Here is a 12,516-nt window from a genome sequence, read left to right as displayed (position 1 = left end):
GAAGGTCATCCTTTGTTCGTCTCCCTCACCTGTTTCAGGAGACGCTTTTAGAAAAGCCTGATACCGCAAACCGTCTCTGTAGCAAACCTCCGTATTATGAGAATCTGAATAAAACTCATCAGCGATCTGCTTCGCGAGACGATGATGATCAATAACCTCCTCTGCATCCATATGTCTTGATGTAAGGTGGCTGTACTCGCTTTGAAGCATCCGATACAAACCAGCTCGTGAGGCGCCTGCCATTCGGACGGATGTGTTTTGAAACGATTCGAGCCCCTTCGTCACACAAAGCAGCCTGAGCCCCTCTTTATGCCCGAATTCAACCAGTCTCTGCACCCATTCAATCCAATCCAGCTGGTCTTCATCATCTTCTCCGCAGCCGATGACATCCACTAGGCCGTCAAACTCTTTCCAATCAATGTCTGGCTGGTGCCAGTCTATCCGGCTCACATCTAATATAAGATGGTTCGGAAAATACGTGGACACTTCAGCTGCCAAATCAGCTGTCTCTTGATTGCTCAGGATGGCAACCGTTCGTGTCACTGGCACTGTTGAGCCAACCGGGCTCAAACTCCATTGTTTTGTCAAAATACATGCGGTGCGCTTTTCTCTAGCATCAACTAGTTCTTTCTTGTCCGATTCTGAATGTTCCTTTACCGGTACCCAATAGCGATCCTTCGCAAATGGATATGAAGGGAGACTGATCAGGCGCGGTTTGGTCTCGCCGTATAATGTATTCCACTGGATCGTTACGCCTTTGACCCATAAATCAGCAAGTTTAGCGTATTTTCTTTTTCTGATCCAAGCATCAATTGCTATCGCCATATCCTCATCTTCTGTAAAAATGGCCTGGGTTTCTTTATTTCGATTCGACTGTCCCCGGAAGAATGCTTCAGTTTCTTCCTTACCGTCAACAAACGCCTGCAGTTTCTCTTCAAGTTCCTGCACCGTCCCCGCAATACACGCCAGACGCTCATCCATTTCTTCTCGCCCAACTTGCAGGGTGTAAGCGATGCGGTGCAAATCTTTATCTGTATATTTTTGCTTGCGAATCGCCTCCAGTAATTGCGAAGCACGATCCATTAGCCTGTTTTTATTTTTAGCCGACAGCACAATCATGTTTGGCTGTTCTGGTGCCGTTTGTTTTGAATTGGCTTTTGGCGTATATTCTTCAATCACAATATGTGCGTTTACTCCGCCAATTCCAAACGAACTGACTCCGGCGCGGCGCGGAAGCTCGTTTCCGTCACGATCTGTGACAGCCTTCCATTCCTGTTTTTCCTGAACGATGTAAAACGGACTGTCAGCCAGCTGAAGATAAGGATTAAGCGTCTCGCAATGCAGGCTTTTCACTAACGTTTTATGCTTCATTTGCAGCAGCACTTTGATCAGACCTGAGATTCCTGCGGCAAGCTCCAAATGGCCGATATTGCTTTTAACTGAGCCGATGCCGCAACGGTGATCCGGAATGTCCGGCTGGCTGCCGCCTCTCTTATTGGATAATTCCTTAAACGCGGCTTTCAGCCCGTTTATTTCAATTGGATCGCCCAATTCCGTCCCCGTTCCATGCGCTTCGATATATGTGATCGTGCTTGGATCTATGCCTGCTTGGCGATATGCACGCACTAACAGATCAGCTTGTGCTTTCGGATTAGGTGATGTGAGGGTATTGGCTCTTCCGCCGTGATTTTCCGCCGTCCCCCGAATAACACCGTAAATGTGATTCCCGTCGCGCTCGGCGTCTGCCAGCTTTTTCAGCATGACCATTCCGACACCTTCACCTCTGACATAGCCATTCGCATCGGCGGAGAAGGTTTTACACCTGCCGTCTTTGCTTAGCATGCCGGCCTTGCTGTAGCTAATGTGCGCCTCCTCGGTTAGGATCGTATTCACGCCTCCTGCGATCGCCATTTCACAATTGCCGCTTTGCATCGCGGTCACAGCACGGTGTATGGCTACAAGAGAGCTGGAACAAGCTGTTTCGACTGGCTCGCTCGGACCGTGGATATTTAAAAAATAACTCATTCTATTCGGGCCAACCGAAGGGATCATATGACCTGTAGCCGCATGGCCTTCAATTGGAAGATTCGCTCTATGGAATAGGTCTTTGTAACCTGTGTTTCCAGTACCGATAAAGATACCCGTCCCTGTACCCGAAAGGCTTTGCGGCGAGCAGCCCGCATCTTCCAGCGCCTTCCACACATACGTCATTAACAGACGTTGCTGAGGGTCTACATAATTGGCTTCTCGCGGCGAAACACCAAAAAACAATGGATCAAACTCTGCGACACCATCAATAAATCCGCCCCATTTGATGTCGGTTTTATTGACTTCAGTGTCAGGATTTCCATAATGCTCCCGCCAATCCCATCGATCTTTTGGAACTTCTGTGATGCTGTCTTTGCCTTCCTCTAGGTTTTTCCAAAATTCATCTATATCCATAGCGCCAGGGAATCGGCCGCTGATGCCCACAATTGCAATCGGCTCAAAATCGGCAGTCTGCTTTTTGCTGCTTTCTTCTTTTGCAATAACAGGCTGTTGGAAGCGGTGCTTTCTACGCGCTGTCATTTTCGGAACTTCAGATGATATATTAGTCTGTAACTCTTCTTGCCCCTCTGATTTTTTGCTCTCCTGAACAAAAGTTTCCTCAAATTCATCTATCAAATATCCAGCCAAGCTTTGAATGCTTCCATATTCAAAGAAAATGGTCGGCGTAAGCTCCAATTGATATGCTTCGTTGATCTTGTTTGTAAAGACCGTAAATGTAACCGAATCAAATCCGTATTCACTCAGCTCTGTATTGACATCAATATCTTCACTATCCACTTTTAAAATCGCACTGACCATGTTGCCTAATGATGCACTCAAGCTGTTTAAACTGTGCAATGAGCTTGACCTTTCATCTGTGTCATTAACAGCAGCATCTTGATTCAATTCTCCCGGATGCGCCGCCATTACATATTCAGCCAAGCTTTGGATGCTCCCATATTCAAAGAAAATGGTCGGCGTTAGTTCCAATTGGTATGCTTCGTTGATCTTGTTTGTAAAGACAGTGAATGTAACCGAATCGAATCCGTACTCACTCAGCTCTGTATTGACATCGATATCGTCAGTGTTTACCTTTAAAATCTCGCCAACCATTTGAATCAAAGACGACTCCAATTTTCGGGTTTGTCCGTGATCCTGATTCGCGTTTCTCTGATCGTTCCGTTTGGCTTTCTCTCCTGCAGACAGCAGTTTTTGCTTCATTTTCTGAAGCTGCCCTTCCATCACAAAAACTTGCGATTTTTCAGATGCTATTCCTTGATAAAATGCTTTCAAGGCGCTATCTGTTGGCATCGGGACCATTCCCATCGTTTTCAGCATTCTCTGCTCAACTTCAGCGCCGACTTGCATACCGCCTTCTTCCCATAACGGCCAGTTAAAGGAAATGGTTGAGCCGAATCGCTTCTTGGATGCCACAAGAGAACTGCGGTATGCAGCAAATGCATCCATAAACGTATTGGCTGCGGCATAATCGGCTTGTCCAGCGTTTCCTAAACATCCGGAAACAGATGAGAATAAAATGAAAAAGTCCAATGGAAAATCCTTGCTGCATTCGTCTACATGTAACAACCCGCTCACTTTTGGCTGTAACACTTCTAGAAACTCTTCATTCGTTTTATGAACGATGAAGTGATCTTTAATGCTGCCTGCACCGTGAATGATTCCGTTAAGAGTGCCATGCTTTTCTTTGATTTCCTCCATGAGACGCCGAACCGCCCTCTGATCACTTACATCAGCCTCTCGATAGACGACCTCTGCTCCCACGCTTCGAAGAGCCTCCAGTTCATGTTGCTTACGCTCACTCAAAACAGAGCGTCCCGTCAGCACAATAGTGGATCGAACGGTTCGATTAGCAATTTCCTTTGCAAACAGCAGGCCTATTCTTCCTGCTCCGCCTGTAATTAGATAAACACCCTCGTCTCTCCACGGCATATGAAGCTCTTCAGCGGAAGGCAGCGCCATTTCCCGCCAACCTTTCACAAAGCGGTTTCCATCCTCATATCGAATCTGTTTATCCGCAGGCTTGCGGCTGTCGTCTTTCAGCTTGAGATGAAGATCATTCATCTCTTCAGGTTTCTCGATTTCGATGACCTGAGCTGTCAGTTTGCTGAACTCTAATTCAGCTGTTTTAAGCAGACCGGAAACACCGGCAAACAATTGTTTCTCTTTTTTGAGAGGAACGATGGCTTGAATCATAATACGGCCGGCAGAATGCTCACGGATCTTTCTTTGCACTAGCTCAAACACGTTCTGCGCGTAAAACTGATAACGTTCAGCAATATGCCCTTCAGCTTCATTCAGAATTATGACATGGGCATCCTTCAAGTTTGATGCAAGGCTGTCTGTGACACTTCGTTCAGTTTCAAAGAGAACAACAATTTGCTCTGCGAATGAAAGGTCTTCGTCCTCAAATCCGCCCTTCTGTTCTCCCCATACCGGCTCGAGCATTAAGCGTTCATGCTGTGATGAAGGCTTTGATGAATGAACCTCTCCCTCCAATACTCTCGTGGAGAATCCTTTAATCCTGACACATACGTCTCCGCTCTCGTCAATGACATCGATATCCGCTTTCTGAACCATATCTCCGGCGTGATCACCGTCACTTAAGCGGGCATAAGCCCACATAGAAGAAGAACATCCTTTAATCACCTCAAGCTGTTCAAGCGCAAATGGCAAAATCAGCTTTTGATCCGTCAATTCCTGCATGATGCATATTGTTGCCGTCTGCAAGGCGGAGTCCATGATACTCGGGTGCAGCACAAACTGTTCTCTCGTTTCAGAAACGTTTTCTGGAAGCTGCAGCTGCGCCAAAACCTCTCTGTTTCCTATATCCACATTATTAATTCCTTGGAAGGCCGAACCATGGAACATCCCTCTGCTTCTGCCTTCTTCGTAAAATTGATCAGGTGACATCTTTCCTTTGACGCAGCGGCTTGAAATTTCAGTGAGATCTGCGACCGGCGTTTCGGCGGCAGATACCAGCTCCGCACTGCCTTGACTATGAATAATCGGGTCGGCCCCGTCTTCCTGTGTACTGTAAATGTCAAAAGTGATTTTCCCATCTTCTTCAGGAAAGAGACCGATATCCACTTGAGCCGAATGTTCGTCAACCACAACAGGCTGAACCCAGACTGTATGATTCAATTTGATTCTGACCCCTTGACCATTATTGCTTCCAGTCGCCTGCTTGACAGCCGCGTGCGCCATTTCAAGGTACGCAACACCAGGGAGCACCGGTTTTCCTCTTACTACATGGTCTCTCAGAAAGAATTCCTCACCAGTGAAAACCGAACTGAATTTCTGTTCAGAAAAATCAGATGTATTCTGATGGAGCAGCGGATGAATGAAACCGATCTCTGTCTGATTGGATGATATTTGACCCGACGGCTTGCGGTCATCCTGCGATGGCCAGTATCGTTCCTTTGCAAATGGATATGTCGGCAGGCTCATTCTGTATGGACGCTCACCTTTGTAAAGCTGCATCCAATCCATATGCGCTCCCTTGCTCCAAATTTCCGCGAGCTTGTTCACTTTTCCTTTGGCCATCCACTTACGGATCAGTTCCGCGCTGTCCTCGTCCTCCGTCAGCCATGAAATCTCCCTGTCATTGTGCTTACTTCCTTGAAAACAGCCTTCAATCGCTTTTTTCCCATTGATAAAATCTGTGAGCTTCTGTTTTAACTCATTCACATGATCGGCAGTAAAGGCGACACGATACTCCATCGCTTCCCGTCCGACCTGAAGGGTATACGCAAAATCAGGCAGCTGGCTGGGCTCAAGCCCTTTTCTTTCCAAATAGGCCAGAATGTCTTCTACATACTCTTGCAGCCTCTCTTTATTTTTCGCCGAGATCGGTATGATGCAGGTTCCGTCTATCTTTTTCTTATCTGAATCCCTTTTGTACTGTTCGAAAATCGCATGGGTGTTTGTCCCGCCAAGCCCGAACGAGCTAAGTGCAGCCCTGTGCGTTTTGATATCACGGCTTAACGTTTTCTTTTGATCAACGATGTAAAAAGGAGAGCTGGCCAAGTCTGTATTTGGATTCGGTTCCTTATAATTGATACTCGGTGCAAGCTCCTGATGGTAAAGACTCATCATGACCTTAATGCAGCCCGCCAGACCGGCAGCTGTATCTAAATGTCCGATATTGGTTTTCACCGACCCAATGCCACAAAATTGCGTTTTATTTGTATATTGCCTGTAAACGTTCGTTAAAGCCGCCAGCTCGATTGGATCTCCCAGCTTCGTTCCAGTTCCGTGCGCTTCCACATAGCAGATGGATTCAGGCTGTATCTTCGTTTGATTCATGACCTTTTGCACCACGTCAGCCTGTCCTTTGACACTAGGAGCATAAAAACCGACTTTGTCGGCGCCATCGTTATTTACACCTATGCCTCTCAGCAAAGCATAGATATGATCCCCGTCTTTTACAGCATCAGCCGCTTTTTTCAGCAATACTGCGGCAACACCCTCACCGCCTATCATTCCGTCAGCTGAAGCGTCAAAAGCTTTAATATGTCCGTCGCTCGAAAAGTTAAGACCCGGCTGATGCATATATCCGATATTTGACTCGGTATGCAGCGTTGCACCGCCAACTAAAGCATAAGCAGATTCACCTGACAGCAGGCTTTTATAGGCAGAATGCAATCCAATCAGGGACGATGAGCAATTGGCATGGACGAAATAGCTTGGCCCTTTCAGCCCGAGCTTATGGGAAATCATTGTCGGAATCGTCCCGCTCTGCGCAAGCACCCACGAGACATAGCCATCCGGCGTTTCCAGACTCTCTGTTGTATCTGACGGCAGCAGCGCGCGATAAGAATTATTGCTTGCCGACATAAAAACACTGGTTTGCGGAATCTGCTTCGCAGCATAACCGGCATCTTCTATTGCTTTCCATGAGTGAGTCAGCAGCATTCGAAGCTGCGGGTCCATAAATTCAGCGTCTTTAGGAGAGATTTGAAAGAAGCTTGGGTCAAATTTGTCTTTCCCATCAATTGAAGATTTAGCCGGGACATAGCTGGCATTCTCCGCTATCTCCTCCGAAATGCCAAAACGCTGAAGCTCTTCTTTACTAAAAAACGTAATGCTTTCCTTGCCGTCTCTGAGGTTCTCCCAAAACTCAGCATGGTTTTTCGCCCCTGGGAATTCACACGATATGCCAATAACCGCCACACTATCCTCATAATAATCTGGGAGTTCGCTCATCTGGGTGGACTGATCTATATGAACTGCCGGTTCTGTCGGCATCGGGGCACTTGTATCGGCCATCCGTTGTTCAGTAATGTATTGGCTGATATTTTTGATCGTTGAGTACTCAAACAGGTCTGTGACAGAAAACTCACAGGATAGTTCATGTTTGATGCGGTCAGCGACAGTAACCGCTAGAAGCGAATCCCCGCCCACATCGAAAAATCCGTCTTCCCATTCAATGTCAGTCATTTTCAGCACATCCTGCCAAATGGTGAAAACCGCATCCTGAATGTTCTTAGGAGAGATCTCCCTTTGCTTTGGCTGCTTCGCTGTAAGTTCGTTATTTTGAAGAATGTTTCTGTCTATTTTTCCGTTCGGTGTTAACGGCAGATGGTCAAGCTGAATAAAATAAGAAGGCACCATATAGGCAGGCAAAACGTCTTTTACATAATGACGCAGCTCCCTTGCCGCTAGAGAAGCATTTGCATGTTGAGCTGTATAATAGGCAGCAAGCTTATCCATTCCATTCTCTTCAGCTGCAACCACGACGCATTCCTGAATGCCAGGATGCTGACTGAGCCTGCTTTCAATATCGCCAAGTTCAATACGGAACCCGCGTATTTTCACTTGATTATCGATACGGCCTATATATTCAATTCGTCCTCCCGGCAGCCAGCGCGCCATATCTCCTGTTCTATAAAGCTTCGATCCAGGCTCAAAAGGGCTGTCAATGAATTTCGAATTCGTTAATTCTTGCTTTTTGTAATAGCCCTTCGCCACGCCGTCCCCTGCAATGCAAAGCTCACCCGGAACTCCAGCCGGTACTGGAACAAGCTGAGAATCCGTAATATACATTTGTGTATTGGCGATTGGCCTTCCTATCGTGGCATGAGAGCATTCTTCGTTAATGCGCTGAACCGCTGACCAGATTGTTGTTTCGGTTGGCCCGAACATATTCCAGGCTTCGCTGCCTGTATGTAAGAAATATCGTTTTAACGTCTCAGGCAAAGCTTCGCCTCCGCATAGAATTTTCACTCTCTCTTCATTTTCCCAGCCTGAATAAAAGAGCATCTTCCATGTAGCGGGGGTTGCCTGCATCACTGTCGGTTTGATCGTTTGGATGTCCTGTTTCAGTTTTTCAACGTCTTTTGTATGCTCCGTTTGACAAATATGGCAGTGTGCGCCCTTTATCAAAGGCAAATATAACTCCAGAGCTGCGATATCAAAACAATAGGTTGTGACAGCGAGCAATTTATCCTCTGGCGAAAGACCTGGTGTTTCTCCCATTGAAACGAGAAAATTTGTCAAAGCTTTATGTGGTATCATAACGCCTTTTGGCTTTCCTGTGCTGCCGGATGTATAAATGACATATGCCAAGTGCTCCGGCGTGACAGTGCGTGTAAGCACTTTTCGATCAGAGGCTGTTTGTGCGATCTCATCCCAGTCTTGATCTAACAGAGCAGTCTTGATGCCGTTCCAATTCAACGTATTTACTAATTCTGATGTCGTCAGCGTCATGGATACTTCACTGTCCTCCAGCATGTATTCCAGTCGCTCAGCCGGATAGGACGGGTCTAACGGCACATATGCTCCTCCAGCCTTAACAATCGCCAATAATCCCACCAGCATGTCAAGCGATCGATCCACATAGATTCCCGCCAGACGGTCAGGTCCCACTCCATGCGCCTGCAAATAAATGGCCAGCTGTGTACTTCTTTCATCGAGCTCCCGATACGTCAATGTTTGATCTTCATAGCTGACAGCTGCTCTATCAGGTGTCTTTTTCGCCTGCTGCTCAAATAATTCATGAAAACATGTATATGGATACGTTTTGCCAGTGGCATTCCATGTTTTGAGAATCATCTGCTCCTCTGCTTCAGGTAATAAAGAATACTCTTTTAAAGGTTGAGAAGGATTCAACATCGCCTGTTCTGTTACATAAACAAAATGATCGAACATCGCGGATATAGAAGCCGCATCAAACAGCGTAGTTACGTACTTGATGTTCAGCTCCATTTTTTCTTCTGTTTCCCACAGTTCAAATACTAGTTCGTATTCGCCCTCTTGATGAATACGATCAATGAAATCGACAGAAAAGAAGTCAGCATAGCGGCTCAACAAGTTTTGATAGCTTCCGGATTGAAGAAAATTTTGATAGAAAAAAGCGGTTTGAAATATTGGTGAACCCGTTTGGCTGCGAGGAGCATTCAAATCCCTCACCATTTTCGGAAAAGGATAAGCTGCATGATCAAGCCCATCCAGCATCGTTAATTGCAATTTTGAAATAAATTCAGAAAAAGTGTCTGCCGGGTTCAGCTCACTGCGAATCGGGAGCATATTGAGAAAATGTCCAATGGAAGTATCAAATCTTTCTTCCGGTCTCACCATTGCCGGCATGCCGACAATCTGTTCCTTTTGGCCGGTATAACGGCCAAGCAGCATCATATAGCAGCTCAAGAATACCGTCGAAACATTCACAGAATGCTCTTTCGCAAACGCCCTCACCCGATTCATGAAGCCGCTGGGCAGCTGCCGGGTGTATGTATCCTCTTCAAACTCAGAATCAGCTGAACTCGTGCTGACCTTAGGCAACTGCAGATTCGGCAAAGTTCCCGATAGCTGTTTCTGCCAGTATGAACGATGCTTCGCGCCGTCTTCTCCGGCTAGCATGTTCTGCTCCCATGCCGTAAAATCATGATTCATGGCAGGAGAAACTGACACTTCCGGCTGTCGTCCTTCTAAAAGAAGCTTATAGCTGTCAAACAGACAGCGTATAAATGTTACAGATGAAACCCCGTCAAAAATCATATGGTGAATGACAATAAGCAAAAAATGCTCTTGTTCAGATCTGGAAAAACTCATGACACGCACTAATGGGCTGTTTTCCTTTACATACGGTTCCTTTGCTTTCTTTCTAAGAAAAGAAGGAATGGCAGACTCTTTCATACCAGAAATGTCTTCTGTCTTGATTTCAAGCGAAATCGCTGGCTCATTTTTTAGAAATGGTACTCCATCTTTCTCTTGGATGATGTGCTTTAAGATCGGGTGCTGATTCAATACAAGGCCGAAAGCCTGCTGTAATGTTTCAAGGTGAAGCCCTGACGAAAATCGAAAACAGAGAGGTACGTGATATGCACTTTTTTCAGGTGACATTTTTTGCAATGTCCATAATCCTTTTTGAACCTCAGATAGGGGCTGAAAAGATGCCTGACTCTTTTCCGGTTCCGTTTTAAAAGTGTCAGTACCCTCCCTGTCAGCAGACAAGCTGCTAATGTCTTCATGATCAGATAGATAATGAGCCAAGCGTTCAATCGTAGGATACTTATGTATCTCTCTGGCTGTGAGTTTGATACTGTATTTTTTCTCGATCGACCGAATGAGCTTCATCATCTTGATAGAATTCACTCCAAGGCTCTGGATAGTTGCATTTGGCTCTACCCAATCACGGGAAACATGCAACTCCTCAGTCAAACAGCTGAGCAGATGCTCCTGTACCTCTTCCCTTATTCTTTTCGCATGATCTGCTTGCTGCGTCTCCCCGTCCTGAACCGCACCGTTCATCCGGTTGGATTTATGAAGCAAGGAGTCGAACTCCCCATTTTCAAATGAAGTTTTCAGCTGAGTGCGCTGAATCTTTCCGATAGCCGTTTTCGGAATCTCTTCTTTTTGGACCGGCAGCAAATATTCTGGGGTGACTCCGATCACCTGTGAGACATGGGATTGTATGTTTCTAAGAAGCTGAGACATTTGCTCATCATTCATTTTTGCGGAAGCAACAAAGAAGATAGCCAGCTGATCTGTTGAATTCTGATCCACGCGGACTGCGCAGGCAGCAGTATAAGAAGTTTCGATGTCCGGTAATTCTTCAACAGCAGACTCAATCGCATGACTGTAATAATTAATGCCGTTAATGATAATTGCATCTTTCGTGCGCCCCGTTATGGTTAAGCGCCCGTTTCGCAAAAAGCCAAGATCTCCGGTTTCAAACCATCCATCTTCTGTAAACACACTCTCATTTAAATCCGGGCGCCGGTAATAACCGCTTGTAACGGAAAGACCAGAGACTTGAAAACGGCCAATCTCGCCTTCTTCAACCACTTCATTATGGTCATTCACTATTCTCATAGAGAATCCAGGAATTGGAGAACCTATCTCGACAAAATGATCATCATCACTTGTTGCAGCCCGGGTAAACTCATGAGAAAAAATAACGCCCGATGAAGTTTCGGACATTCCCCATGCAGGTCGGATGGCATCAGCAGGCAGTCCATAAGGTTCTAAAAGCTCAAGCATTCTGCGCCCTACCTTGGCTACCATTGCTTCACCGCCATTGAGCATGTAACGCATTGAGGACAGATCCCATTTCCGATCTTTCATTTCTTCTGCAAAATCAGTGACAAGACCGAACGCAAAATTCGGCGCCCACGTAACAGAAGCACGGTAATGATCAATCCAATCCAGCCATTTCAGCGGCTCCATTAAGATCGTTTCACTTGAGACGTTAATTTCTTGGCAGCCGAGATAGACATCCCGCAAATGCAGCATCCCAATGCCTCCGACATGATCAAACGGCATCCAGTTAAACGTGATATCTTCTCTGGTGAAGCCTTGCATTTGAATAATCCCTTTCACCATACTCATAATGTTTCGATGATTCAGCATAACTGCTTTGGGCGTTCCCGTACTGCCTGAAGTCAGCAATAAAAGCGCTAAGTCTTCAGGACTGGATTGATGCCAATCCGTCTCCGCTTCAGCACTGAGCAGATCCTCTACAGCAATTGCACGGAATTCTTCAAGGTCTTGCTCTTTTGCCCAATTGAGCATTTCCTGGTGCATGTCCCGATCCGTAAGCACCACCGGCTTATCAAGAAGCGTCCATGCGTCTTTCAGCTTTTGAGTCCCGCTGCTCGATTCAGCATATGTTGGCGGAACGGCTAACGGAGCCGGAACAATTCCTGCTAAAACACACCCCCAGAATGCAGGGAGAAGCTGTGAATTGTCGCCAAGCTGCAAAATCACATTTTGTTTTGCTTTCAGGCCTGATTGGCGGAGACCCTTCACGATACGCAACGCATCATTCCACAATCGTCCATATGATTGGTACACTTCAGTTCCATCCGGCTGCAAATAAATGATTCCCTTTGTATCCCCCAGCTCCGCAGCCGTTCTGTATAAAACCTCAGGTATTGTTGCCGGCTGCTCTTCAGATATATGTAAAGTCTCACCATAGCTGACAGAAGGATTAGCTAAATTGCGGGTATTATCATTATTTCTCAT

General features: G+C 46.2%; 1 protein-coding gene (cut by a window edge). It reads right to left on the bottom strand.

The window, feature by feature from the left end; genetic code table 11:
- A protein-coding gene (locus tag RAC86_RS01765) for a non-ribosomal peptide synthetase (RefSeq protein WP_072566301.1) crosses the window boundary here: on the bottom strand, positions 1 to 12,516 show its 5' portion. 2,628 nt of this gene lie to the left of the window's left edge; only the first 12,516 of its 15,144 coding nucleotides appear in the window; its start codon is at positions 12,514 to 12,516; its stop codon lies off the left edge, out of view.

It is taken from the genome of Bacillus sp. LR_5, from assembly GCF_042709275.1.
Note: the sequence above shows the minus strand (reverse complement) of the source record. Positions and strands in the feature narration are given on the sequence as shown.